The 24,785-nt window shown below is 69.3% G+C and carries 29 protein-coding genes; 27 read left to right on the top strand and 2 right to left on the bottom strand.

All coding sequences use genetic code 11. From position 1 onward, the window contains the following. The first annotated feature begins 4 nt into the window (after positions 1-4). From ACFWNV_RS16920 to glmM, 22 genes are all read left to right on the top strand, one after another. Positions 5-190: a type Z 30S ribosomal protein S14 gene (locus ACFWNV_RS16920; RefSeq protein ID WP_003956452.1), complete on the top strand. Its 186-nt coding sequence runs from the start codon at positions 5-7 to the stop codon at positions 188-190. 223 nt (positions 191-413) lie between these two features. Further along, entirely contained in the window at positions 414-812 is a 399-nt protein-coding gene (rpsH, locus tag ACFWNV_RS16925) for a 30S ribosomal protein S8 (protein ID WP_008739698.1), read from the top strand. A gap of 20 nt (positions 813-832) precedes the next feature. Beyond that, on the top strand, positions 833-1,372 hold the full coding sequence (rplF, locus tag ACFWNV_RS16930) for a 50S ribosomal protein L6 (protein ID WP_243333369.1): 540 nt from the start codon (positions 833-835) through the stop codon (positions 1,370-1,372). A 2-nt stretch (positions 1,373-1,374) separates the two neighbouring features. Then, a complete protein-coding gene (gene rplR, locus ACFWNV_RS16935) occupies positions 1,375-1,758 on the top strand; it encodes a 50S ribosomal protein L18 (protein WP_030008471.1) in 384 nt (127 codons plus the stop codon). 46 nt (positions 1,759-1,804) lie between these two features. Continuing rightward, entirely contained in the window at positions 1,805-2,407 is a 603-nt protein-coding gene (gene rpsE, locus ACFWNV_RS16940; protein ID WP_008739695.1) for a 30S ribosomal protein S5, read from the top strand. After that, positions 2,407-2,589: a 50S ribosomal protein L30 gene (gene rpmD / locus ACFWNV_RS16945; protein WP_112447741.1), complete on the top strand. Its 183-nt coding sequence runs from the start codon at positions 2,407-2,409 to the stop codon at positions 2,587-2,589. The genes rpsE and rpmD overlap by 1 nt, the downstream gene beginning before the upstream one ends. A 1-nt stretch (position 2,590) precedes the next feature. Beyond that, entirely contained in the window at positions 2,591-3,046 is a 456-nt protein-coding gene (gene rplO / locus ACFWNV_RS16950; RefSeq protein ID WP_243333371.1) for a 50S ribosomal protein L15, read from the top strand. A gap of 185 nt (positions 3,047-3,231) precedes the next feature. Next, on the top strand, positions 3,232-4,548 hold the full coding sequence (gene secY / locus ACFWNV_RS16955; RefSeq protein WP_383946960.1) for a preprotein translocase subunit SecY: 1,317 nt from the start codon (positions 3,232-3,234) through the stop codon (positions 4,546-4,548). Further along, complete coding sequence (locus tag ACFWNV_RS16960; protein WP_383946963.1) at positions 4,548-5,195, top strand: adenylate kinase; 648 nt, start codon at positions 4,548-4,550, stop codon at positions 5,193-5,195. Before secY ends, ACFWNV_RS16960 begins: the two co-directional genes overlap by 1 nt. Before the next feature lie 100 nt (positions 5,196-5,295). Then, positions 5,296-6,147 carry a type I methionyl aminopeptidase gene (gene map / locus ACFWNV_RS16965; protein ID WP_266880620.1) on the top strand — a complete coding sequence of 284 codons (852 nt, stop codon included), beginning with the start codon at positions 5,296-5,298 and terminating at the stop codon, positions 6,145-6,147. 180 nt (positions 6,148-6,327) lie between these two features. Continuing rightward, positions 6,328-6,549, top strand: a complete 222-nt coding sequence (gene infA / locus ACFWNV_RS16970) for a translation initiation factor IF-1 (protein WP_014047798.1) — start codon at positions 6,328-6,330, stop codon at positions 6,547-6,549. A gap of 74 nt (positions 6,550-6,623) precedes the next feature. After that, on the top strand, positions 6,624-6,737 hold the full coding sequence (rpmJ, locus tag ACFWNV_RS16975) for a 50S ribosomal protein L36 (protein WP_003956441.1): 114 nt from the start codon (positions 6,624-6,626) through the stop codon (positions 6,735-6,737). Positions 6,738-6,937: 200 nt separating this feature from the next. Continuing rightward, on the top strand, positions 6,938-7,318 hold the full coding sequence (rpsM, locus tag ACFWNV_RS16980) for a 30S ribosomal protein S13 (RefSeq protein WP_053682609.1): 381 nt from the start codon (positions 6,938-6,940) through the stop codon (positions 7,316-7,318). Between the two features lie 54 nt (positions 7,319-7,372). Next, positions 7,373-7,777, top strand: coding sequence for a 30S ribosomal protein S11 (gene rpsK / locus ACFWNV_RS16985; RefSeq protein WP_006376016.1), 405 nt, complete (start codon positions 7,373-7,375; stop codon positions 7,775-7,777). A 168-nt stretch (positions 7,778-7,945) separates the two neighbouring features. Then, positions 7,946-8,968, top strand: a complete 1,023-nt coding sequence (locus tag ACFWNV_RS16990) for a DNA-directed RNA polymerase subunit alpha (RefSeq protein ID WP_008739666.1) — start codon at positions 7,946-7,948, stop codon at positions 8,966-8,968. 138 nt (positions 8,969-9,106) lie between these two features. Beyond that, the gene (rplQ, locus tag ACFWNV_RS16995) at positions 9,107-9,571 is read left to right on the top strand and encodes a 50S ribosomal protein L17 (protein WP_215023458.1); all 465 of its coding nucleotides are present in this window, start codon (positions 9,107-9,109) and stop codon (positions 9,569-9,571) included. Positions 9,572-9,677: 106 nt separating this feature from the next. Then, positions 9,678-10,529 (top strand): tRNA pseudouridine(38-40) synthase TruA, encoded by an 852-nt coding sequence (truA, locus tag ACFWNV_RS17000; protein WP_383946969.1) that lies wholly within the window; start codon positions 9,678-9,680, stop codon positions 10,527-10,529. Positions 10,530-10,588: 59 nt separating this feature from the next. Continuing rightward, positions 10,589-12,208, top strand: a complete 1,620-nt coding sequence (locus ACFWNV_RS17005) for an ATP-binding cassette domain-containing protein (protein ID WP_383946972.1) — start codon at positions 10,589-10,591, stop codon at positions 12,206-12,208. 66 nt (positions 12,209-12,274) lie between these two features. Beyond that, positions 12,275-13,534 (top strand): glycosyltransferase family 87 protein, encoded by a 1,260-nt coding sequence (locus ACFWNV_RS17010; RefSeq protein ID WP_383946975.1) that lies wholly within the window; start codon positions 12,275-12,277, stop codon positions 13,532-13,534. Between the two features lie 234 nt (positions 13,535-13,768). Next, positions 13,769-14,212, top strand: coding sequence for a 50S ribosomal protein L13 (rplM, locus tag ACFWNV_RS17015; RefSeq protein ID WP_383946978.1), 444 nt, complete (start codon positions 13,769-13,771; stop codon positions 14,210-14,212). Between the two features lie 46 nt (positions 14,213-14,258). Then, positions 14,259-14,777, top strand: a complete 519-nt coding sequence (gene rpsI, locus ACFWNV_RS17020) for a 30S ribosomal protein S9 (RefSeq protein WP_383946981.1) — start codon at positions 14,259-14,261, stop codon at positions 14,775-14,777. 132 nt (positions 14,778-14,909) lie between these two features. After that, the gene (glmM, locus tag ACFWNV_RS17025) at positions 14,910-16,268 is read left to right on the top strand and encodes a phosphoglucosamine mutase (RefSeq protein ID WP_383946984.1); all 1,359 of its coding nucleotides are present in this window, start codon (positions 14,910-14,912) and stop codon (positions 16,266-16,268) included. Between the two features lie 79 nt (positions 16,269-16,347). On the opposite strand, the gene ACFWNV_RS17030 is transcribed toward glmM, so the two are convergent. Both ACFWNV_RS17030 and coaA read right to left on the bottom strand, forming a co-directional pair. Then, positions 16,348-17,301, bottom strand: coding sequence for a DUF389 domain-containing protein (locus ACFWNV_RS17030; RefSeq protein WP_383946987.1), 954 nt, complete (start codon positions 17,299-17,301; stop codon positions 16,348-16,350). A 43-nt stretch (positions 17,302-17,344) separates the two neighbouring features. After that, entirely contained in the window at positions 17,345-18,280 is a 936-nt protein-coding gene (gene coaA, locus ACFWNV_RS17035; protein ID WP_274551790.1) for a type I pantothenate kinase, read from the bottom strand. Positions 18,281-18,727: 447 nt separating this feature from the next. Between coaA and ACFWNV_RS17040 the strand changes: the two genes are divergently transcribed. The 5 genes from ACFWNV_RS17040 to alr all read left to right on the top strand — a co-directional run bounded on the left by ACFWNV_RS17040 (position 18,728) and on the right by alr (position 24,773). Then, complete coding sequence (locus ACFWNV_RS17040; RefSeq protein ID WP_383946989.1) at positions 18,728-19,501, top strand: hypothetical protein; 774 nt, start codon at positions 18,728-18,730, stop codon at positions 19,499-19,501. Between the two features lie 110 nt (positions 19,502-19,611). After that, positions 19,612-21,462 carry a glutamine--fructose-6-phosphate transaminase (isomerizing) gene (glmS, locus tag ACFWNV_RS17045; RefSeq protein ID WP_383946991.1) on the top strand — a complete coding sequence of 617 codons (1,851 nt, stop codon included), beginning with the start codon at positions 19,612-19,614 and terminating at the stop codon, positions 21,460-21,462. Between the two features lie 79 nt (positions 21,463-21,541). After that, a complete protein-coding gene (locus ACFWNV_RS17050; RefSeq protein ID WP_250751491.1) occupies positions 21,542-21,910 on the top strand; it encodes a holo-ACP synthase in 369 nt (122 codons plus the stop codon). Positions 21,911-21,936: 26 nt separating this feature from the next. Further along, positions 21,937-23,334: an NAD(P)H-hydrate dehydratase gene (locus ACFWNV_RS17055; protein WP_383946994.1), complete on the top strand. Its 1,398-nt coding sequence runs from the start codon at positions 21,937-21,939 to the stop codon at positions 23,332-23,334. A gap of 302 nt (positions 23,335-23,636) precedes the next feature. Further along, positions 23,637-24,773 (top strand): alanine racemase, encoded by a 1,137-nt coding sequence (gene alr, locus ACFWNV_RS17060; RefSeq protein WP_383946996.1) that lies wholly within the window; start codon positions 23,637-23,639, stop codon positions 24,771-24,773. Positions 24,774-24,785: the final 12 nt, after the last annotated feature.

The raw sequence follows: 24,785 nt of genomic DNA on the forward strand, positions 1-24,785 counted from the left end.
CGAGATGGCGAAGAAGGCTCTCATCGCGAAGGCTGCCCGCAAGCCCAAGTTCGGTGTGCGTGCGTACACCCGCTGCCAGCGCTGCGGTCGCCCCCACTCCGTGTACCGCAAGTTCGGCCTGTGCCGCGTCTGCCTTCGTGAGATGGCTCACCGTGGCGAGCTGCCGGGCGTGACCAAGAGCTCCTGGTAATTCCCTCTCGTCCGCAAGGACTTGAGGAGTACCAGGCACTCTCGGTAAGCATCTGGACGGCGGATGCCCGGCCGCGCATGCCTTAGGCTTGTGTGGTTGGGCGTCCGCCGCCCATAACGACTTACTACGCCGTAGGTCCCCGCACCGCACCCGTCCCGCCACTGAGCGGGGAGAGGGATGGCGCATACAGGAAACCCCGGCGAGAGAGGCCGAAGGCCACTTCATGACCATGACTGACCCGATCGCAGACATGCTCACGCGTCTGCGTAACGCTAACTCGGCGTACCACGACTCCGTCGTGATGCCGCACAGCAAGATCAAGTCGCACATCGCAGAAATCCTCAAGCAGGAGGGTTTCATCACCGGCTGGAAGGTCGAGGACGCCGAGGTCGGCAAGAACCTCGTCCTCGAGCTGAAGTTCGGCCCGAACCGCGAGCGCTCCATTGCGGGCATCAAGCGGATCTCGAAGCCCGGTCTGCGTGTGTACGCAAAGTCCACCAACCTGCCGAAGGTGCTCGGCGGCCTGGGCGTGGCGATCATCTCCACGTCCCACGGTCTGCTCACCGGCCAGCAGGCAGGCAAGAAGGGCGTAGGTGGGGAAGTCCTCGCCTACGTCTGGTAGTCGGGAACGGAGGAAAAGCAATGTCGCGAATCGGCAAGCTCCCCATCCAGGTTCCCGCCGGTGTGGACGTCACCATCGACGGCCAGGCTGTGGCTGTGAAGGGCCCCAAGGGTTCCCTCGCGCTCACGGTCAAGGCGCCGATCGAGATCGTCAAGGGTGAGGACGGCGTTCTGAACGTCACCCGCCCCAACGACGAGCGTCAGAACAAGGCCCTGCACGGCCTGTCCCGCACGCTGGTGGCGAACATGATCACCGGCGTGACCACGGGTTACGTCAAGGCTCTTGAGATCAGCGGTGTCGGTTACCGCGTCGCCGCGAAGGGCTCCAACCTGGAGTTCCAGCTTGGCTACAGCCACCCGATCCTGATCGAGGCGCCCGAGGGCATCTCCTTCAAGGTCGAGTCGCCCACCAAGTTCTCGGTCGAGGGCATCGACAAGCAGAAGGTCGGCGAGGTCGCCGCCAACATCCGCAAGCTGCGGAAGCCCGACCCGTACAAGGCCAAGGGTGTCAAGTACGCCGGCGAAGTCATCCGCCGCAAGGTCGGAAAGGCTGGTAAGTAGCCATGGCATACGGTGTAAAGATCGCCAAGGGCGACGCGTACAAGCGTGCCGCCAAGGCCCGCCGCCACATCCGCATCCGCAAGAACGTCTCGGGTACGGCGGAGCGTCCGCGCCTCGTCGTGACGCGTTCCAACCGCAACATCGTTGCTCAGGTCATCGACGACCTCCAGGGTCACACCCTGGCGTCCGCGTCGACCCTGGACGCTTCGATCCGTGGTGGCGAAGGCGACAAGAGCTCGCAGGCCCAGGCCGTCGGCGCACTCGTCGCCGAGCGTGCCAAGGCCGCGGGTGTCGAGACCGTCGTGTTCGACCGCGGTGGCAACCGATACGCCGGGCGCATTGCCGCTCTGGCTGACGCCGCCCGCGAAGCCGGGCTGAAGTTCTAAGCCCCGTTTTCCGGGACTCACGGACGTAACAGAGAGAGGTAATCCAATGGCTGGACCCCAGCGCCGCGGAAGCGGTGCCGGTGGCGGCGAGCGGCGGGACCGGAAGGGTCGCGACGGTGGCCCTGCCGCCGAGAAGACCGCTTACGTTGAGCGCGTTGTCGCGATCAACCGCGTCGCCAAGGTTGTCAAGGGTGGTCGCCGCTTCAGCTTCACCGCGCTGGTCGTGGTGGGCGACGGTGACGGCACTGTAGGTGTCGGTTACGGCAAGGCCAAGGAAGTTCCCGCGGCCATCGCCAAGGGTGTCGAGGAAGCCAAGAAGTCCTTCTTCAAGGTTCCGCGCATCCAGGGCACCATTCCTCACCCGATCACGGGCGAGCGCGCCGCGGGCGTCGTGCTGCTGAAGCCGGCCGCCCCTGGTACCGGTGTTATCGCCGGTGGCCCGGTGCGCGCCGTTCTGGAGTGCGCCGGCGTTCACGACATCCTGTCGAAGTCGCTCGGTTCTTCCAACGCGATCAACATCGTGCACGCGACCGTGGCGGCCCTCAAGGGCCTGCAGCGTCCCGAGGAGATCGCGGCTCGCCGTGGTCTGCCCCTCGAGGACGTCGCTCCCGCGGCTCTGCTGCGTGCACGTGCCGGGGCGGGTGCGTAATGGCTCGCCTCAAGGTCACGCAGATCAAGTCGTACATCGGCAGCAAGCAGAACCACCGTGACACGCTGCGTTCGCTCGGGCTCAAGCGCCTGAACGACGTCGTCGTCAAGGAGGACCGCCCCGAGTTCCGCGGAATGGTTCACACCGTCCGCCACCTCGTGACGGTTGAGGAGGTTGACTAACATGGCTGAGAGCAGCCCGCTGAAGGCCCACAACCTCCGTCCCGCCCCCGGCGCCAAGACCGCGAAGACCCGTGTCGGTCGTGGTGAGGCGTCGAAGGGTAAGACGGCCGGTCGTGGTACGAAGGGCCAGAAGGCCCGCTACCAGATCCCGCAGCGCTTCGAGGGTGGGCAGATGCCCCTCCACATGCGTCTGCCGAAGCTCAAGGGCTTCAAGAACCCGTTCCGCACCGAGTTCCAGGTCGTGAACCTGGACAAGCTCGGCGCTCTCTACCCCGAGGGTGGAGAAGTCACGGTGGCCGACCTGGTCGCCAAGGGCGCGGTTCGCAAGAACAGCCTCGTCAAGGTCCTGGGCCAGGGCGAGATCTCCGTGGCGCTGCAGGTTTCGGTTGACGCCGTTTCCGGCTCCGCCAAGGAGAAGATTGCCGCCGCTGGTGGCTCTGTGACCGAGCTCGTCTAAGACGAACTCAGTGACAAATAGCTAGAAACCCGACCGGGGATGCCTCACATATGGGGCATCCCCGGTTGGTCGTTCCATGGGAGGTGCAGACGCCGGTAAGGTGGCTGCACCTTTGCTTGTAAACATTCGTCGATCCCTCAGACCGTCACCTCTGACGCAGTAGCGCGGGGGTCGCAGGAGGCACCGTGCTCACCGCGTTCGCCCGGGCGTTCAAGACGCCCGACCTGCGCAAGAAGCTGCTTTTCACGCTCGCCATCATCGCGCTGTACCGACTCGGTTCCCACGTGCCGGTACCAGGTGTGAGCTACAAGAACGTTCAGATCTGCGTGGACCAGATGGGGGCCGGTAACAACAGCCTCTTCGGTCTCGTCAACATGTTCAGCGGTGGCGCGCTGTTGCAGATCACGATCTTTGCGCTCGGCATCATGCCGTACATCACGGCGAGCATCATCCTGCAGCTGCTGACCGTGGTCATCCCGAAGCTGGAGAACCTCAAAAAAGAGGGTCAGTCCGGCACGTCGAAGATCACTCAGTACACGCGCTATCTGACGGTCGCGCTCGCGATCCTGCAGGGCACCGGCCTCGTCGCCACCGCCCGCAGCGGCGCCCTCTTCCAGGGCTGCCAGGTCAAGGACCAGATCGTCCCCGACCGGTCGATCTTCACGACCGTGGTCATGGTGCTCACCATGACGGCCGGTACCTGCCTCGTCATGTGGCTCGGTGAGCTCATCACCGACCGGGGCATCGGCAACGGCATGTCGATCCTTATGTTCATCTCGATCGCCGCCGGCTTCGTCGGTTCCCTGTGGGCCATCAAGGAGCAGGGCAAGATCGCGGACGGCTGGGTCGAGTTCGGCGTGGTCATCCTGGTCGGTCTCGCGATGGTGGCCCTGGTGGTCTTCGTCGAACAGGCGCAGCGGCGGATCCCGGTCCAGTACGCGAAGCGCATGATCGGCCGGCGCGCGTACGGCGGCACCTCGACGTACATCCCCCTCAAGGTGAACCAGGCCGGTGTCATCCCGGTCATCTTCGCCTCGTCGCTGCTGTACATCCCGGCGTTGATCGTCCAGTTCAGCGGCTCTCAGGCCGGCTGGGCGACCTGGATCAGCAAGCACTTCGTCAAGGGCGACCACCCGTACTACATCGCGACCTACTTCCTCCTGATCGTTTTCTTCGCGTTCTTCTACGTGGCGATCTCGTTCAACCCCGAGGAAGTTGCAGACAACATGAAGAAGTATGGTGGGTTCATTCCGGGCATCCGCGCCGGTCGGCCTACCGCCGAGTACCTGAGCTACGTACTCAACCGGATCACCTGGCCGGGGTCGCTGTACCTGGGTCTGATCGCTCTTGTGCCGACGATGGCGTTGGCCGGCTTCGGAGCGAACCAGAACTTCCCGTTCGGCGGGACGAGCATCCTGATCATCGTGGGTGTGGGTCTGGAAACCGTGAAGCAGATCGAGAGCCAGCTCCAGCAGCGTAATTACGAAGGGTTCCTCCGCTGATGCGAATCGTCCTCGTCGGCCCGCCGGGCGCGGGCAAGGGAACGCAGGCGACTGTGCTTGCCGAAACCTTGTCGATCCCGCACATTTCCACGGGCGACTTGTTCCGGGCCAACATCAGCCAGAAGACCGAGCTGGGGCAGCGCGCCCAGGCCTACATGTCGAAGGGTGACCTCGTCCCCGACCAGGTCACGATCGACATGGCCAAGGACCGCATGGAGCAGCCGGACGCCGCGAACGGCTTCCTGCTCGACGGTTTCCCGCGCAACGTGTCCCAGGCCGAGGCGCTGGACGAGATCCTCAAGGCGCAGGGCATCAAGCTCGACGCCGTTCTCGACCTGGAGGTCGAGGAGGACGAGGTCGTGAAGCGGATCGCCGGGCGGCGCACCTGCCGCAAGGACAACAAGCACATCTTCCACGTGGACTACGCCGCGCCGAAGGTGGAAGGCGTGTGCGACACGTGCGGTGGCGAGCTCTACCAGCGTGAGGACGACTCCGAGGCCACGGTGCGCAACCGCCTCGACGTCTACCACACGCAGACCGAGCCGATCATCGACTTCTACAAGGCCCAGGGCCTGCTCGTGACGATCCCCGCCCTCGGCGAGGTCAAGGACGTCACGCAGCGCGCGATGGACGCCCTGAAGAAGTAGCAAGAAGCAGTTCACCTGTAGTGCAGCCCCGGCCGCGGTGTCCCCAGGACGCCGCGGCCGTACTGTTGAAAGACCCGATTCCGAAGGTGGCAGGTACGTCATGGTCCAGATCAAGACCCCCGAGCAGATCGCGAAGATGCGTGAGGCGGGGCTGGTCGTCGCGGCGATCCACGCGGCGACCCGTGAGGCGGCCGTGCCGGGCGCCACGACGCGGGATCTGGACATGGTGGCCCGCAAGGTCATCGCGGACGCCGGCGCCAAGTCGAACTTCCTCGGCTACGGCGGGTTCCCCGCGACCATCTGCACCTCGGTCAACGAGGTCGTGGTCCACGGCATCCCCGACGACAAGACGGTCCTCAAGGACGGCGACATCATCTCGATCGACGCCGGCGCGATCGTCGAAGGCTGGCACGGCGACGCCGCGTACACCGCCTTCGTGGGCTCTGGACACGCCCCTGAGCTCGTGGAGCTGTCACGGGTGACCGAGGAGTCCATGTGGGCCGGTATCGCCGCCATGAAGCTCGGCAACCGCCTCGTGGACATCTCGAAGGCGATCGAGACGTACATCAAGCGGCAGCCGCGTCCGACGACGGGCGAGCACAGCCTCGGGAAGTTCGGGATCATCGAGGACTACGGCGGCCACGGCATCGGTTCCGAGATGCACATGGACCCGCACCTGCTGAACTACGTCTCGCGCAAGCGGGGCAAGGGCATCAAGCTCGTCCCCGGCCTGTGCCTGGCCATCGAGCCGATGGTCTCGCTGGGCACCGCCCAGACGGAGGTCCTGGCGGACGACTGGACGGTCATCACCACGGACGGCACCTGGTCCTCGCACTGGGAGCACTCCATCGCCCTGACCGAGGAGGGTCCGATCGTCCTGACCTCCCCGGACTGCGGCAAGGCGAAGCTGGCGGAGTACGGGGTCACCACGGCTCCGGACCCGTTGGGCTGACGCACAAGGGCTTGGGCCGACCGGTATGGGCAGGATTGATGATCTATCCTGTAGGGCACACTTTCCGGATTCGTCTTTCGGAAGGCCCTGACGTAGACTGACTCGTCGGCTCCTTTGCACCCGCATGTCCTCATGCGAAGGCGGGGAGCTGACCAAGGTAGCCGATTCGAAAGGCGAAGCGTGGCCAAGAAGCAAGGTGCCATCGAAATCGAGGGCACCGTGATCGAGTCCCTCCCGAACGCGATGTTCCGGGTGGAACTCCAGAACGGTCACAAGGTCCTCGCGCACATCAGCGGCAAGATGCGCATGCACTACATCCGCATCCTCCCTGATGACCGGGTTGTGGTGGAGCTTTCTCCCTACGACCTGACGCGTGGCCGGATCGTCTACCGATACAAGTAGATCTTGTCTTCACTCCCGTCCGGACGTCCTGTCCCGGCGCGGGTGGTGGCACTGACCCGGAGAACCTCACCAACATGAAGGTCAAGCCGAGCGTCAAGAAGATCTGCGACAAGTGCAAGGTGATCCGCCGTCACGGTCGGGTCATGGTCATCTGCGACAACCTGCGCCACAAGCAGCGCCAGGGCTGACGCACGCCGACCGACCTGCACTACGCAGTTCTTCGCGCGACGTAAGAAAACGTACATACGCAGAACCCGCCCAGTCCTGACCAGGACCGGCGGCACCTCCGGCGGGGGCCGGGGACCCGGGCGTACCACCACCCATCAGGTGTGGTCGGCGGTCGGGGTTCGGTTCTGCGGAAGACCCCCGAACACACAGGAGCCATTGAATGGCACGCGTTTCCGGTGTTGACATCCCGCGCGAAAAGCGTGTGGAGATCGCACTTACCTACGTCTTCGGTGTCGGTCGCACCCGGTCCAAGGAAATCCTTGCGGCCACCGGTGTGAACCCCGACACCCGCGTTCGTGACCTGGCCGAAGAGGACCTGGTCAAGATCCGCGAGTACGTGGACGCCAACCTCCGCACCGAGGGTGACCTCCGCCGCGAGATCCAGGCCGACATCCGCCGCAAGGTCGAGATCCAGTGCTACCAGGGTGTCCGCCACCGTCGCGGCCTGCCCGTGCACGGTCAGCGCACCAGCACGAACGCACGTACCCGCAAGGGTCCGCGTCGCGCGATCGCCGGTAAGAAGAAGCCGGGCAAGAAGTAGTCCTGTTCAGCGGTCTTGCGCTGTAGGACCGACCACCTCCCGTAGGAGATTTAGATGCCCCCCAAGGGTCGTCAGGGCGCTGCCAAGAAGGTGCGCCGCAAGGAAAAGAAGAACGTCGCTCATGGGCACGCCCACATCAAGAGCACGTTCAACAACACCATCGTTTCGATCACGGACCCCGCGGGCAACGTGATCTCCTGGGCCTCCGCCGGCCACGTCGGCTTCAAGGGCTCGCGCAAGTCCACCCCCTTCGCCGCGCAGATGGCCGCCGAGTCGGCCGCCCGTCGCGCGCAGGAGCACGGCATGCGCAAGGTCGACGTCTTCGTCAAGGGTCCCGGCTCCGGCCGTGAGACCGCGATCCGCTCCCTCCAGGCCACTGGCCTCGAGGTCGGCTCGATCCAGGACGTCACCCCCACCCCGCACAACGGCTGCCGTCCGCCCAAGCGTCGCCGCGTCTGATTCGGCGGCGCCGGGCTTCGCGCCTGTGCGTCTTTGAGTGTCCGGGCGGTACGAACCCTTCGCGGGGGACGTACCGCCCGTACCCTTGTAGTCCGCGGACCCGTGTGCACATCGGGGCCGTACCCGTCGGGCGTCAAATAGTGGGCGTCCACGAATGAAGGAATCCACATGCTTATCGCTCAGCGCCCCTCGCTGACCGAAGAGGTCGTAGACGAGTACCGCTCGCGGTTCGTGATCGAGCCGCTCGAGCCGGGCTTCGGCTACACCCTCGGCAACTCGCTCCGTCGCACGCTCCTGTCGTCGATCCCGGGTGCAGCAGTAACCAGCATCCGCGTGGACGGCGTCCTGCACGAGTTCACCACCGTGCCGGGTGTCAAGGAAGACGTCACCGACATCATCCTCAACATCAAGCAGCTGGTCGTCTCCTCGGAGCACGACGAGCCGGTCGTGATGTACCTGCGCAAGCAGGGTCCCGGCCTGGTCACCGCTGCCGACATCGCGCCCCCGGCCGGTGTCGAGGTGCACAACCCGGACCTGGTCCTCGCCACGCTCAACGGCAAGGGCAAGCTGGAGATGGAGCTGACCGTCGAGCGCGGTCGCGGCTACGTCTCCGCCGTCCAGAACAAGCAGCTGGGCCAGGAGATCGGTCGCATCCCGATCGACTCCATCTACAGCCCGGTCCTCAAGGTCACCTACAAGGTCGAGGCGACCCGAGTCGAGCAGCGCACCGACTTCGACAAGCTGATCGTCGACGTCGAGACCAAGCAGGCCATGCGCCCGCGCGACGCCATGGCGTCCGCAGGCAAGACCCTGGTCGAGCTGTTCGGTCTGGCCCGCGAGCTCAACATCGACGCCGAGGGCATCGACATGGGCCCCTCGCCGACGGACGCGGCCCTGGCCGCTGATCTCGCCCTGCCGATCGAGGAGCTCGAGCTCACCGTTCGGTCGTACAACTGCCTCAAGCGCGAGGGCATCCACTCCGTGGGTGAGCTCGTCGCCCGCTCCGAGGCCGACCTGCTCGACATCCGCAACTTCGGTGCGAAGTCGATCGACGAGGTCAAGGCGAAGCTGGCCGGCATGGGCCTGGCCCTCAAGGACAGCCCGCCCGGATTCGACCCGACCGCCGCGGCTGACGCCTTCGGCGCCGACGACGATGCCGACGCTGGCTTCGTCGAGACCGAGCAGTACTGATTCTTCCCGTCGCCGGCGGCTGAGGTCTTTGGCCTCAAACGCCGGCCGGGCTTGATTTGAACTTTCCCGAGGCATCCGCCCCGGGGGAACTGTCACCGGTACCTGACACGGCCGGTGCAGATATGAAGGAGTATGACCATGCCGCGTCCCGCAAAGGGTGCCCGTCTGGGCGGCAGCGCCGCGCACGAGAAGCACCTCCTCGCGAACCTCGCGAAGGCGCTCTTCGAGCACGGCCGCATCACCACCACCGAGGCCAAGGCCCGTCGCCTGCGTCCCTACGCCGAGCGTCTGGTGACCAAGGCCAAGAAGGGCGACATCCACAACCGTCGCCTGGTGCTGCAGACGATCACGGACAAGAGCATCGTGCACACGCTGTTCACCGAGATCGCCCCGCGCTACGAGAACCGCCCCGGTGGTTACACGCGCATCACCAAGATCGGCAACCGTCGTGGCGACAACGCCCCGATGGCCGTGATCGAGCTGGTCGAGGCCCTTACGGTCGCCCAGCAGGCCACTGGTGAGGCCGAGGCCGCCACCAAGCGCGCCGTGAAGGAGGCGGAGGCCGCCGAGGCTCCCGCCGCCGAGGAGACCAAGGAGGCCTGATCCCCTCCGGGATCACGCTGAATGGCTCTGAACGGGTCCGCCCCCTCACCGGGGCGGGCCCGTTCTGCATTCGTGCCGAAGACGCGGCCGAGAGAGGATCTGTCACGTGAGTGACGAGGTGGAGCCCGGGCACGTCCGGGTCAGGCTGGACCTGAGTTACGACGGCAAGGACTTCTCCGGCTGGGCGAAGCAGCGCGTGCTGCGGACCGTCCAGGGGGAGCTGGAGTCGGCCCTGCAGACCGTGATGCGGCTGCCCGACCCGGTGGAGCTGACCGTCGCCGGCCGGACCGACGCGGGTGTGCACGCGCGCGGGCAGGTCGCGCAGTTCGACGTGCGGGACGAGGTGTGGGCCGAGCACCAGGACAAGCTGCTGCGCCGCCTCGCCGGACGGCTGCCGCACGACGTCCGGGTGTGGGAGGCCGCCGAGGCCCCCGCCGGGTTCAACGCGCGGTTCTCCGCGATCTGGCGCCGCTACGCCTACCGCGTGGGCGACCACCAGGCCGGCGTGGACCCGCTGCGCCGCGGGCACGTGTTCTGGTACCAGTGGCCGCTCGACGTGGACGCCATGAACGAGGCCGCCGCCGCGCTGGTGGGGGAGCACGACTTCGCCGCGTACTGCAAGAAGCGCGAGGGGGCCACGACCATCCGCACCCTCCAGCAGCTCAGCTGGGAGCGGGACGCGGAGGGGATCATCACCGCGACCGTCCGCGCCGACGCCTTCTGCCACAACATGGTCCGCTCGCTGGTCGGCGCCCTGCTGCACGTCGGCGACGGCCACCGGACGACCGACTGGCCCGGCAAGGTGCTGGCCGCGGCCGTACGGGACTCCTCGGTGCACGTGGTCAAGCCGCACGGGCTGACCCTGGAGGAGGTCGGCTACCCGGCCGACGAGCTGCTGGCCGCCCGCAGCAAGGAAGCGCGGAACCTGCGGACGCTGCCGGGAGCCGGCTGCTGCTAGCCCCCGTACCCGGGTAACTCGTTTGGGCGGATCGGGGCCGGACCTGGACAATGCCCCGCATGGGACATCTCGAAGCCAGCCACCTGGAGTACTACCTTCCCGACGGGCGGGTCCTGCTCCCCGACGTCTCCTTCCGGGTGGGGGAGGGGTCGGTCGTCGCCCTGGTCGGGGCGAACGGGGCCGGCAAGACCACGCTGCTGAAGATGATCTCCGGCGAGCTCCAGCCGCACGGCGGCGGCGTGACCGTCACCGGCGGGCTGGGCGTGATGTCGCAGTTCGTGGGTTCGGTCCGGGACGAGACGACCGTACGGGACCTGCTGGTCTCGGTGGCCCAGCCGCGGATCCGGGAGGCGGCCAAGGCCGTGGACCGTGCCGAGCAGCTGATCCTCACGGTGGACGACGAGCCCGCCCAGATGGCCTACGCGCAGGCGCTGAGCGACTGGGCCGACGTGCAGGGGTACGAGGCGGAGACGCTGTGGGACGTCTGCACGATGGCCGCGCTGGCGATCCCGTACGACTCGGCGCAGTTCCGCGAGGTGCGCACGCTCTCGGGCGGTGAGCAGAAGCGGCTGGTCCTGGAGGCGCTGCTGCGCGGGCCGGACGAGGTGCTGCTGCTCGACGAGCCGGACAACTACCTGGACGTCCCGGGCAAGCGGTGGCTGGAGGAGCAGCTCAAGGCCACCCGCAAGACGGTGCTCTTCGTCAGCCACGACCGGGAGCTGCTGACCCAGTCCGCCGAGAAGATCATCAGCCTGGAGGCGAGCCCGAACGGCTCCGACGTCTGGGTGCACGGCGCGGGCTTCGCCACCTTCCACGACGCCCGCAAGGAGCGCTTCGCGCGCTTCGAGGAGCTCAAGCGGCGCTGGGACGAGGAGCACGCCCGGCTGAAGGCCCTGGTGCTGCGCCTGCGCGGCCAGGCCGCGATCAGCCCGGACATGGCCTCCCGATACCACGCGATGCAGACCCGCTTCAAGAAGTTCGAGGAGGCCGGTCCGCCGCCCGAGCCGCCGCGCGAGCAGGACATCAAGATGCGGCTCAAGGGCGGCCGTACGGGCGTGCGCGCGCTCACGGTGGAGAACCTGGAGCTCACCGGGCTGATGAAGCCCTTCTCCCTGGAGGTCTTCTACGGGGAGCGGGTCGCGGTCCTGGGCTCGAACGGCTCCGGGAAGTCCCACTTCCTGCGCCTGATGGCGGGGGAGGACGTCAAGCACACGGGTACGTGGAAGCTCGGCGCCCGCGTGGTCCCCGGCCACTTCGCGCAGACCCACGCACACCCCGAACTGTTCGGCCGCACGCTCGTCGACATCCTGTGGACGGAGGCGACCAAGCCCCTCGGCCAGGCGATGGGCGCCCTGCGCCGCTACGAGCTGGAGCGCCAGGGAGAGCAGCCCTTCGAGCGGCTCTCGGGCGGCCAGCAGGCGCGTTTCCAGATCCTGCTGCTGGAGCTGGCCGGTACGACGGCGCTGCTCCTCGACGAGCCGACGGACAACCTGGACCTGGAATCGGCGGAAGCACTGCAGGACGGGCTGGAGGCGTACGACGGCACTGTGCTGTGCGTCACGCACGACCGGTGGTTCGCGCGCACTTTTGACCGTTACCTGGTCTTCGGTTCAGACGGTGTTGTACGGGAGACTACGGAGCCCGTCTGGGACGAACGTAGGGTCGAGCGAAAGCGCTAGGGGTAGACCGCCCCCGGCTTGGGTCGAGGGGACTTCGTTGTGGGGCTGCGCCCGAGTGTCTGGGTCATGAAGTGGGACAGCCCGTCGTCCTGGGACCGGGGGGTGGCCTGGCTGCTGCGGCCGGCCCCCCGGTCCTGGCGTTTCGTGGGCCTGGTGATCCTGCTGTCGGTGGCGGTCTCGGCGAGCCTGCGGGAGAACTGGGGCTCGGACAACGCCTTCGTGGTCAAGGCGGCCGACGCCCTGCTCGCCGGGGTCTCCCCGTACGAGGACAAGCGGTTCCTCTACCTGCCCAGCGCCGTGATCATGGCGATTCCCGAGGCCCTGCTGCCGGCGCCGCTGCTGCGCTGCGTGCTGCCGCTGGGGATGACCGGGCTCGTCGGCCTCGGCTGGTGGGCCTCGCTGCGGCTGTTCTCGGTGCCGGTGCGCTCGCGGCTCGCGGTCGGCGGTTTCGCGCTGTTCGCGCTGGCGTACAAGCCGTACATCAACCTCGTGCTCATCGCGAACTGGACGGCGATCTCCGCCGCCGCCCTGCCGGTGGCGCTGCTGCTGGCGCACCGCAAGCACTGGGCCGCGGCCGGGCTGGTGGTCGGCCTCGCCATCGCGTGCAAGCCGATGCTGGTGCCGGTCGGGCTGCTCTTCCTGCTGGCGCGGCAGTGGCGCGGACTGGCCCTGGCGGTGGGGGTGCCGGTGGGGCTCTCGCTGGCGGGGGCGCTGATGATGCCGCACCCGATGCTGTTCTTCACCAAGACCCTGCCGTTCCTGCTCCAGGGCCAGGATTCCTACGCACTGCCCTGGGACGCCTCGCCGATCGCGGCGCTGCCGCGGCTGGGGGTACCCGCCCCGGTGGCCGTGACGCTGGCCTTCGCGGGGGCCGGGTGCGGGCTGTGGGCGGCCTGGCGGCGGTGGCGGCGGCCGGTCGAGGCGGACGGCGACGCGGGCGAGCTGCGGCTGGTGGAGACGGCCTGCATGGTGATGCTCGCCGCATTCCTGGTCTCGCGGCCCTCCTTCGACCACTACCTGATCGTGGTGCTCCCGCTGCTGCTGGCGTCGGGGGTGCGGCCCGGCTCGATGCCGCGCTCGCCCTGGTTCTGGGTGGCCCTGGTGCCGCAGACCGCGGGCATTCCGTGGCCCTCGGAGTTCGAGGCCAAAAGGCGGGCATTCAGGGACATGGTGACCCTGTGCGCGCTCGCCGGTCTGCTGGCGCGTCGAGCACTGCGCCCGATCCGGGTTACTCTGGAGCTCGTAACAACTACGGGGTCCCCAACCAGGACCGAACCGGAGTGCGCCGCGAAGCCCGTCGAGACGGCATCGCGGACCGCGTTTTGACCCTTCCAGGTCTTCAGGGGTACCCTGCTGGTTCGTTATGCGTATTGGCTTTCTCATTCTCATGTGAATTTGCCTTGCGCCGGTCCACCGGGCCGATGACCAGCGGTACACACGGGTTGCGTCTCCGATGTGAACCAGGGCTGTCGTGATCGTCCGTGGTGACCCATGTCAGGACCCGTCCCTCGGGCTCACCCCCCGGGGATGACCCACCACTGAAGAAGCGAAGGCATACGCGTGCGTACGTTCAGCCCCAAGCCCGGCGACATCTCGCGCCAGTGGCACGTCATCGACGCCCAGGACGTTGTCCTCGGCCGTCTGGCGACCCAGGCCGCTACCCTCCTGCGGGGTAAGCACAAGCCGACTTACGCCCCCCACATGGACATGGGCGACTTCGTCATCATCATCAACGCCGACAAGGTTCACCTGTCCGGCAACAAGGCGACCCAGAAGATGGCGTACCGCCACTCCGGTTTCCCGGGTGGCCTCCGCTCGGTCCGCTACGACGACCTCCTGGCGAACAACCCGGAGAAGGCCGTCGAGAAGGCCATCAAGGGCATGATCCCCAAGAACACCCTGGGCCGTCAGATGCTCTCGAAGCTGAAGGTCTACTCGGGCGACGCGCACCCCCACGCTGCTCAGCAGCCGGTGCCGTTCGAGATCACCCAGGTCGCGCAGTAGTTCCGGCCACCACACCCCCTAAGACAAGAAACTTCTGAGGAGCATCGTGGCCGAGACCACCGCCGAGACCGTCGTCGAAGAGTTCGAGGGCAACGTCGAGGAATACACCACCGAGACTGCGGACGTAGTCGAGGGTGACTACACGTCCGAGTCCCTTGCCGGCCGCTTCGGCGACCCCCAGCCGGCCGCCGGCCTGGGCCGTCGCAAGAACGCCATCGCCCGCGTCCGGATCGTTCCGGGCACCGGCAAGTGGAAGATCAACGGTCGCACCCTTGAGGACTACTTCCCCAACAAGGTGCACCAGCAGGAAGTCAACGAGCCGTTCAAGCTGCTCGAGCTCGACAACCGCTACGACGTCATCGCCCGCATCTCGGGTGGCGGCGTTTCCGGCCAGGCCGGCGCCCTGCGCCTCGGTGTGGCCCGTGCGCTGAACGAGGCGGACGTGGACAACAACCGCGCCGCGCTCAAGAAGGCCGGCTTCCTCTCCCGCGACGACCGTGCGGTCGAGCGCAAGAAGGCCGGTCTCAAGAAGGCCCGTAAGGCTCCGCAGTACAGCAAGCGTTAATCTCGCCTGCTGTTCAGCACGAATCCGCCCCGGCAGCACTCTGTGTGCTGCCGGGGCGGTTCGTTTACCGCCAAAAGCGGCAAATAATTGGCACAACTGCTCATAGCGAAGTGTGAACTCGGGAGGACAACAGTGGGACGACTCTTCGGGACGGACGGTGTACGGGGCGTCGCCAACGCGGATCTGACGGCCGAGCTGGCGCTCGGTCTCTCCGTGGCGGCCGCGCACGTACTGGCCGAGGCGGGCACCTTCGCCGGCCATCGGGCCACGGCCGTCGTCGGCCGGGACCCCCGGGCCTCTGGTGAGTTCCTGGAGGCCGCAGTCGTCGCGGGCCTCGCGAGCGCGGGCGTGGACGTCCTGCGCGTCGGTGTGCTGCCCACCCCGGCGGTGGCGTATCTCACCGGTGCGCTGGGCGCCGACCTCGGCGTCATGCTCTCGGCCAGCCACAACGCCATGCCCGACAACGGCATCAAGTTCTTCGCGCGCGGCGGTCACAAGCTCGCCGACGAGCTGGAGGACCGGATCGAGGCGGTCTACGAGGACCACCGCACGGGCGCTCCCTGGGACCGCCCGACGGGCGCCGGTGTCGGCCGGGTCTCCGACTACACCGAGGGCTTCGACAAGTACGTCGCCCACCTCATGGGCGTCCTGCCGAACCGCCTCGACGGCCTCAAGGTGGTTCTGGACGAGGCGCACGGCGCGGCCGCCTACGTCTCGCCCGAGGCCTTCACCCGGGCCGGTGCGGAGATCGTCACCATCGGTGCCGAGCCCGACGGCCTGAACATCAACGACGGCTGCGGCTCCACCCACCTCGGTCTGCTGAAGCAGGCCGTCGTCGAGCACGGGGCCCACCTCGGCATCGCGCACGACGGGGACGCCGACCGCTGCCTCGCCGTGGACGCGAACGGCGAGGAGGTCGACGGGGACCAGATCCTCGCGGTGCTCGCGCTGGCGATGCGCGAGGCCGGGCAGCTGCGCGAGGACACCGTCGTCGCCACCGTGATGTCGAACCTTGGCTTCAAGCTGGCCATGGAGGCCGAGGGCATCAACGTCGTGCAGACCGGCGTCGGCGACCGGTACGTCCTGGAGTCGATGAAGGAGCACGGGTACGCGCTGGGCGGCGAGCAGTCCGGCCACGTGATCATCCTCGACCACGCCACCACCGGTGACGGCACCCTGACCGGCCTGATGCTGGCGGCCCGGATCGCGGCCACCGGCAAGTCCATGGCCGAGCTGACCGGGATCATGACGCGGCTGCCGCAGGTGCTGGTCAACGTCCCCGACGTGGACAAGTCGCGGGTCACCACCTCGGGCGAGCTGGCCGCGGCCGTCGCCGAAGCGGAGCGGGAGCTCGGCACGACCGGGCGCGTGCTGCTGCGTTCCTCGGGCACGGAGCCCCTGGTCCGGGTGATGGTGGAGGCCGCCGACATCGAGCAGGCCCGCTCGGTCGCCGGTCGCCTCGCGGACGTGGTGAAGTCGGCGCTCGGCTAGAGCCCGCCCCTTCGGTGACGACGCCGGCCCCGCGCCACGCAGCTGCGTAGCGCGGGGCCGGTCTCGTTGCCGGGTGCCGTCAGGCCTTGATCGGCGTCCGCCGCCTCCAGCGGCCGCGCTGGGTGCGCCACAGGAGCTTCTGGCAGAGCAGGGTCAGGACGCCGGCCAGCATGATGCCGAAGAGGTTCAGCAGGAGCTGCTGGATGGAGCCCGACATCTGGCCGAACTCCCCGTAGCTGAGCGCCACCGCCGCGTTGGCGGCCGCCGGGACCGTGGTCACCGAGATCGCGACGCCGACCAGGGCGCCGGACTTCGCCGAGGTCAGGGAGAGCACCCCGGCCACACCGGCGAGGAGTGCCACGACGAAGGAGAACAGGTCCGGCTGCCAGATGAAGCTGGTGTTGGGGCGGGGCTTGTCGAGCATTTCGTGGTGGAACAGGCCGAGCGCGTCCATGACCAGGCTGAAGACGGTCGTCGCGGCCATCGCGGCGGCGAAGCCCACCAGCAGGGCGATCAGCGAGCGGGCGGCCAGCCGGGGGGCGCGCTGCACCAGGCCGGTGCAGACACCGGCGAGCGGGCCGAACTCCGGGCCGACCGCCATCGCGCCCACGATGAGGATGGCGTTGTCGAGGACCACGCCGCAGGCCGCGATCATCGTCGCGACGAGCATGAAGGCGCTGTAGGTGATGCTGAGGGTGGACTCCTCGTGGGTCGCCTCGCTCAGCTGCTCCCACAGGACGGCGTCGGCGGCCTCGCCCGGGGCCTCCTCCTCGGCCCGGTCGGCGCGCTCCGAGAGGGAGAGGTCGATGCTCTCGACCGCGATAGAGCCGTCCTTGTCGATGCCGAGCTGCCGCAGCTCGTGCAGGAGCTCGTCGCCCGCCTCGCGCGCGACGTCGCACAGCACGATGTCGCCCGCGGGGATGCGGGCGGCGCCGGGCAGCACGGCCAGATGAGTGGTGCCGACCGTCCTCTCGACGATCCGGACCACGGCGTCGGTCCGGTCCGACGGAATGATCATCCGTAGATGCAGCATGGCCGCACCCTAGCCTCCGGCGGCCCCCGGTCCGGGGTGGCGCTCAGAGCTTGCGCAGACTCAGCTTCTGCACCTTGTGGTCCGGGCCCTTGCGGACGACGAGGGTGGCGCGGCCGCGGGTCGGGGCCACGTTCTCCAGCAGGTTGGGCTTGTTGATGGTCCGCCACATCGTCTGCGCGTACTCCAGCGCCTCCTCCTCCGAAACCTGCGTGTACTTGCGGAAGTAGGAGAAGGGGTTCTGGAACGCCGTCTCGCGCAGCTTGCGGAACCGGTTCAGGTACCAGCGCTCGATGTCCTCGGGGCGGGCGTCCACGTACACGCTGAAGTCGAAGTAGTCGGCGAGACCGACCCGGGTGCGGCCGTCCTTGCCCGGCATCGCGGGCTGCAGGACGTTGAGCCCCTCGACGATCAGGATGTCGGGACGGCGTACGACGAGCCGCTCGTCGGGGACGATGTCGTAGATCAGGTGGGAGTAGACCGGGGCCGTGACCTCGTCCTTGCCCGCCTTGATGTCGGCGACGAACCGGGTCAGCGCGCGGCGGTCGTAGGACTCGGGGAAGCCCTTGCGGGCGGTCAGACCGCGGCGCTCCAGCTCCTTCATCGGGTAGAGGAAGCCGTCGGTGGTGACCAGCTCCACGCGCGGGTGCTCCGGCCAGCGGGCCAGGAGGGCCTGGAGGAGACGGGCCACGGTGGACTTGCCCACGGCGACCGAGCCGGCGACCCCTATGACGAACGGGGTGCCCTGCTGGGCGCCGTGGCCGTTGCCGGCGTCGCCGAGGAAGGTGTTGAGGGTGCCGCGCAGGTTGCTGGTGGCGCCGACGTACAGGTTCAGCAGGCGGGAGAGCGGCAGGTAGACGTCGCGGACCTCGTCGAGGTCGATGACGTCGCCCAGTCCGCGCAGCCGCTCGACCTCGTCGGCCGTCAGCGGGAGCGGGGTGCGCTCGCGCAGGGCGCTCCACTCGGCACGGGTGAGGTCCACGTAGGGGGAGGCCTCGTGGCCCCGGCGGCGCGTGGGGTGCGCGGCGTGCTCGGGGTGCGGGGCGTGCTCCGGATGCGCGGCGTGCTCCGGGTGCGCGGGCGGCGGGGCGTGCTCGGGCTGCGTCGGGTGCTCCGGTCCGTCGGGGCGCTCCGTTGCGCGGTCCGGCGTGCTTCGTGGCGGCGAAGAGATCACACGGCCATTGTCACGGGTCACGGGCCGCCGTGGGTGGTGTGGTCGGTCACGTGGAGTGGGGTCCTATGTCCCGAGCCGGGTGGGTTGTACGGGGAGCGGTATCGATCGCAGGGCCGTGCGGTCTCGTCGGCATCACGATGCGTGGGGTCCGCACATATTGGTGGAGGGCGGGTGCGGAGGCCCCGTACGGTGGTGATCACGGCGGCTCGCGCCGCCGTGTTCCGTAGATCTTTTCCTGTGGGGGGAAACGCCACCGTGCGCACCGCATTCGTCCGTCGTACCGTCCTGTCCGCCTCGGCCGTGTCGCTGGCCCTGCTCGCCACCGCCTGCGGGGGCTCCTCCGGCGCGGCCGACGCGAAGTCCGACACCAAGCCCACCGCCTCCGCCCCGGCGGCCGCGGCCGCCAAGGGCAAGACGGCCGCCGAGCTCGCTCCGCTGCTCGTGGCCCAGGCCGACCTGCCCGACCACCTCCTCAAGGCGGCGACCGAGGAGGAGGTCAAGGCCGGTGCGGACCTCGCCAGCGACGTGGCCGCCTGCCTCCCGCTGGTCCAGGCCCAGTCGATGGCCGCGGTCGGCACCCCCGCGGGAACCGCGCGGATCAAGGGCGTGGCCAAGCCGAAGGCCGAAGCGGACCCGGACGCCAGTGAGGCGGAGAAGGCGAAGGCGGGGCTGAACGCCCTCGGGTCGACCGTCACGGCCGTCGCCCTGTCCTCGTACGACGGCAAGGGCGCGGAAGAGGCCTTCGCCTCCCTCAAGAACGCGGGCACGACCTGTGCGGGCGGGTTCGGGATCCGGACGGGCGGGGACGCGGGCAAGATCAGCAAGGTCTCCCCGGCCGCCCCCGTGACCGCGGGGGACGAGGCGCTCGCCTACACCCTCGAACTGGACGACTCGGGGGACAAGGCCACGACGGAGCTCGTGGTCGTGCGCAAGGGCAGCTCCCTCGTCACCTTCTCCGCCATCAGCCTGGCCGGTACCGCCGAGCAGCCGAAGGACGTCGTCGCGGCGCAGGTCAAGAAGCTCGGCTGACCACCCGTTCGAACACGCGTCACTCCCGCCCCGGCGCATTCGCCGGGGCGGGTTTTTTCGTCCGGTTCAGGTACCGGGCGCCGAGCCAACTACGGCGTACCCTGCGGCTTATGTGCGGAATCGTGGGTTACGTGGGAGCGCAGTCGGCGCTCGATGTGGTCATTGCCGGACTCAAGCGGCTGGAGTACCGCGGCTACGACTCGGCGGGTGTCGCCGTGCTCGCCGACGGGGAACTCGCCGCCGTCAAGAAGGCCGGCAAGCTGGTCAATCTGGAGAAGGAGCTGGTCGGGCACCCGCTGCCGGCCGGTTCCACGGGGCTCGGACACACCCGGTGGGCCACCCATGGAGGGCCCACCGACGTCAACGCCCACCCGCACCTCGACAACTCGGGGCGCGTGGCCGTCGTACACAACGGGATCATCGAGAACTTCGCCGCACTGCGGGCCGAGCTCGCCGAGCGCGGGCACCGGCTGGAATCCGAGACGGACACCGAGGTCGTGGCGCACCTGCTGGCCGAGCGGTTCGAGGGCGCCGGCGGGGACCTGGCGGAGGCCATGCGCCAGGTCTGCCGGCAGCTCGACGGGGCCTTCACCCTGGTCGCCGTGCACGCCGACCAGCCGGACGTGGTGATCGGCGCGCGCCGCAACTCGCCGCTCGTGGTGGGGGTCGGAGAGGACGAGAACTTCCTCGCCTCCGACGTGGCCGCCTTCATCGCCCACACCCGCTCCGCGATCGAGCTGGGGCAGGACCAGGTCGTGGAACTGCGCCGCGACGGGGTCACGGTGACCAACTTCGACGGTTCGCCCGCGGACGTGCGGGCGTACCACGTGGACTGGGACGCCTCCGCGGCCGAGAAGGGGGGCTACGACTACTTCATGCTCAAGGAGATCGCCGAGCAGCCGAAGGCCGTCGCCGACACCCTCCTGGGCCGCATCGACGCGAACGGCCTGCTGACCCTCGACGAAGTGCGCATCCCCGACTCGGTGCTGCGCGAGGTCGACAAGGTCGTGATCGTGGCCTGCGGTACGGCCTACCACGCGGGCATGATCGCGAAGCTGGCCATCGAGCACTGGACGCGCATCCCCTGCGAGACGGAGCTGGCCAGCGAGTTCCGCTACCGCGACCCGATCCTGGACCAGCGGACGCTGGTGATCGCGATCTCGCAGTCCGGTGAGACGATGGACACCCTGATGGCGCTGCGCCACGCCCGCGAGCAGGGCGCCAAGGTGCTGGCGATCTGCAACACGAACGGCTCGACGATCCCGCGCGAGTCGGACGCCGTCCTCTACACGCACGCGGGACCCGAGGTGGCCGTCGCCTCGACGAAGGCCTTCCTGACGCAGCTCGTGGCCTGCTACCTGGTCGCCCTCTACCTCGGGCAGGTCCGGGGCACGAAGTGGGGCGACGAGATCCGCTCCGTGATCCGGGAGCTGTCGGACATCGCCGCGGCCGTGGACACCGTGCTGGAGACCATGGAACCGGTACGGGAGCTGGCGCGCTCGCTCGCCGACAAGAACACCGTGCTGTTCCTGGGACGGCACGTCGGCTACCCGGTGGCGCTGGAGGGCGCGCTCAAGCTCAAGGAGCTGGCGTACATGCACGCCGAGGGCTTCGCGGCGGGCGAGCTCAAGCACGGGCCGATCGCGCTCATCGAGAAGGACCTGCCGGTGGTGGTCGTCGTACCGTCGCCGCGCGGGCGCTCGGTGCTGCACGACAAGATCGTGTCCAACATCCAGGAGATCCGGGCGCGCGGGGCGCGGACCATCGTGATCGCCGAGGAGGGGGACGAGGCGGTGGTCCCGTACGCCGACCACCTCATCCGCATCCCGGCCACCCCGACGCTGCTCCAGCCGCTCGTGGCCACCGTGCCGCTCCAGGTGTTCGCGTGCGAGCTGGCGACGGCGCGCGGCAACGAGGTGGACCAGCCGCGTAACCTCGCCAAGTCGGTGACTGTGGAGTGAGCGCAGCGAACGGAGCAGGTCACCGACAATCGAGCACAGTGGTGACTGTGGAGTAGTTGGCTGAGCTGGAGCTGTTGTTGTGATTATCGGCGTCGGAATCGATGTGGCGGAGATCGAGCGGTTCGGTGCCGCGCTGGAGCGCACGCCGGGCCTGGCCGGGCGGCTGTTCCTCGACGCGGAACTGACCCTGCCGGGCGGCGAGCGGCGCGGGACCGCCTCGCTCGCCGCCCGGTTCGCCGCCAAGGAGGCGCTCGCCAAGGCGCTCGGCGCGCCCGCCGGGCTGCTGTGGACCGACGCCGAGGTGTACGTGGAGGCCAGCGGACAGCCGCGGCTGCGGGTGTCCGGAACGGTGGAGGCGCGGGCGCTGGCCCTGGGCGTGAAGTCCTGGCACATCTCGCTCAGCCACGACGCGGGCATCGCCTCCGCGGTGGTGATCGCCGAAGGATAGGAGCCTTCTTCGGGCAGGCTGGTGGCATGCGTACTGCTTACAGCGTGGAGACCGTACGGGCCGCCGAGCGCGAGCTGATGGCCCGGCTGCCCGAAGGCACCCTGATGCAGCGGGCGGCGGCCGGACTGGCCGCCGTCTGCGTGCGGTTGCTGCCCCGCGTGTACGGGTCCCGGGTGCTGCTGCTGGTCGGCCCGGGGGACAACGGCGGGGACACCCTCTACGCGGGCGCGAAGCTGGCCCGGCGCGGGGCCGGAGTGACGGCCGTCGCGATGGATCCGGACCGGGTGCACGCGGGCGGACTGGCTGCGCTGCGGGCCGCCGGCGGGCGCCTCGCCGGGGCCGTGCCCGACCGGGCCGACCTGGTGCTCGACGGGCTGGTCGGGATCGGCGGCCGGGGCGCGCTGCGGCCGGCCGCGGCCGCGCTGGTGGAGCGGATCCCGGCGGGCGCGGTGGTGGTCGCGGTGGACCTGCCGAGCGGGGTGGACGCGGACACCGGGGAAGTGGCCGGAGCCGCCGTGACGGCGGACGTGACGGTGACCTTCGGGGCGTACAAGCCGGGCCTGCTGATCGACCCGGGGGCCTCGCGGGCGGGCGTCCTGCACCTGGTGGACATCGGGCTGGCCTTCGGGCCCCCCGAGGTGGAGGCCCTGCAGCACGCCGACGTGGCCGGGCTGCTGCCGGAGCCGACGGCGGTCAGCGACAAGTACCGGCGCGGCGTGCTCGGGATCGTCGCCGGGTCCGCGCGCTACCCGGGCGCGGCGGTGCTCGCGGTGGCGGGGGCGCTGCGGGGCGGCGCGGGCGCGGTGCGCTACGTGGGGCCGCCTGCGGTGGCCGACGCCGTACTGGCCCGGTACCCGGAGACGCTGATCGGGACCGGCCGGGTGCAGGCCTGGGTGGTCGGGCCCGGGCTGGGCGACGAGGGCGGGCCGGAGGTGCGGGAGGCGCTGTCGCAGCCGGTACCGGTGCTCGTGGACGCGGACGGGCTGCGCGGGCTGGACCCCGGAGTGCTGCGGGCCCGGGCCGCCCCGACCCTGCTGACCCCGCACGCGGGGGAGGCGGCGGCGCTGCTGGGGCTCGCGCGGGAGACGGTCGAGGCGGGGCGGCGGGAGGCCGTACGGGGGCTCGCGGAGCGGTACGGGGCGGTGGCGCTGCTGAAGGGGTCGACGACCCTGATCGCCCCGGCCGGGCCCGGACCCCTCCGGGTGAACCCGACCGGGACCCCGTGGCTGGCCACCGCCGGGAGCGGGGACGTGCTGTCCGGGCTGGCGGGGTCCCTGCTGGCGGCCGGGCTGCCGGCCCTGGACGCCGCGTCCGTGGCGGCGTACCTCCACGGCCTGGCGGCCCGCCTCACCGGCGGCCCCCTCCTGGCCCACCAGGTGGCCGAGGCCCTGCCCCGGGCGTGGCGGGAGGTAGCTCGCGGCTAGGCCGTCTCTTTCGGATCTTGCCGGGCCCGCGACGCCTGGCACCGCGCCTGGCCGCACTGCCGGGGCGACCACGTACGCCCAGTACGCGAGCGCCCCGGCAGCACGCCCAGGCACGGCACCAGACGCCGCGGGCTCGGCCGACAAGATCCGAAAGAGACGACCCAGGCCGTGCGTGAGCGTGCGGCGCCGTTGCCGGGGGGCGCTGCCCCCGGACCCCCGCGCCTCAAACGCCGGCGAGGCTGGATTTGCCACGGGCCACGCCTGTTCGGCCCGGTGGGCGGGGCTCTGAGAGACTGTGGGGGATGAACGAGACAGCCGCGCGCGTGTACGCCGAGATCGATCTTGACGCCGTCCGGGCGAACGTACGGGCCCTGCGCGAGCGGGCGCCCCGGTCCGCACTGATGGCCGTCGTCAAGGCGGATGCCTACGGGCACGGGGCCGTGGCCTGCGCCAGGGCCGCTCAGGAGGCCGGTGCGAGCTGGCTCGGGACCGCCACGCCCGAGGAGGCGCTCGCGCTGCGGGCCGCCGGGCTCGAAGGGCCCGTCCTGTGCTGGCTGTGGACGCCCGGCGGGCCGTGGCGGGAGGCCGTCGAGGCCGGTATCGACGTGTCCGTCAGTGCGATGTGGGCCCTGGACGAGGTACGGGCGGCCGCGCGCGCCGCCGGACTGACGGCCAGGATCCAGCTCAAGGCCGACACCGGCCTGGGCCGCAACGGCTGCCAGCCCGCCGACTGGGAGGCCCTGGTGACCGCGGCCGTCGCCGCGCAGTCCGAGGGGACCGTCCGCGTCACCGGCGTCTGGTCGCACTTCGCCTGCGCCGACGAGCCGGGACACCCGTCCATCCAGCTCCAGCTGACCGCCTTCCGCGACATGCTCGCGTACGCGGAGAAGGAGGGCGTCGAGCCCGAGGTCCGGCACATCGCCAACTCGCCGGCCACGCTCACCCTCCCCGAGTCCCACTTCGACCTGGTCCGCTGCGGCATCGCCGTCTACGGGGTCTCGCCCGCCCCCGAGCTCGGCACCCCCGCCCAGCTCGGACTGCGGCCCGCGATGGCGCTCAAGGCCTCCGTGGCCCTGGTCAAGACGGTGCCGGCCGGGCACGGCGTCAGCTACGGGCACCACTACGTCACCGAGGGCGAGACCAGCCTCGCGCTGATCCCGGCGGGCTACGCCGACGGCGTCCCGCGGCAGGCTTCCGGGCGCGGCCCGGTGCTCGTCGGCGGCCGCATCCGTACCGTCGCCGGGCGCGTCGCCATGGACCAGTTCGTGGTCGACCTGGAGGGCGGCCACGCCGCCGTCGGCGACGAGGCCGTCCTCTTCGGGGACGCGGAGCGCGGCGAACCCACCGCCGAGGACTGGGCTCGAGCGGCACATACGATCGCGTATGAGATCGTCACCCGTATCGGGGGCCGGGTCCCCCGCGTGTACCTCAACGGCTGAGTGAGCGAGGCG

Origin of the sequence: Streptomyces sp. NPDC058401, from assembly GCF_042722885.1 — a bacterium.
Lineage (GTDB): Bacteria > Actinomycetota > Actinomycetes > Streptomycetales > Streptomycetaceae > Streptomyces.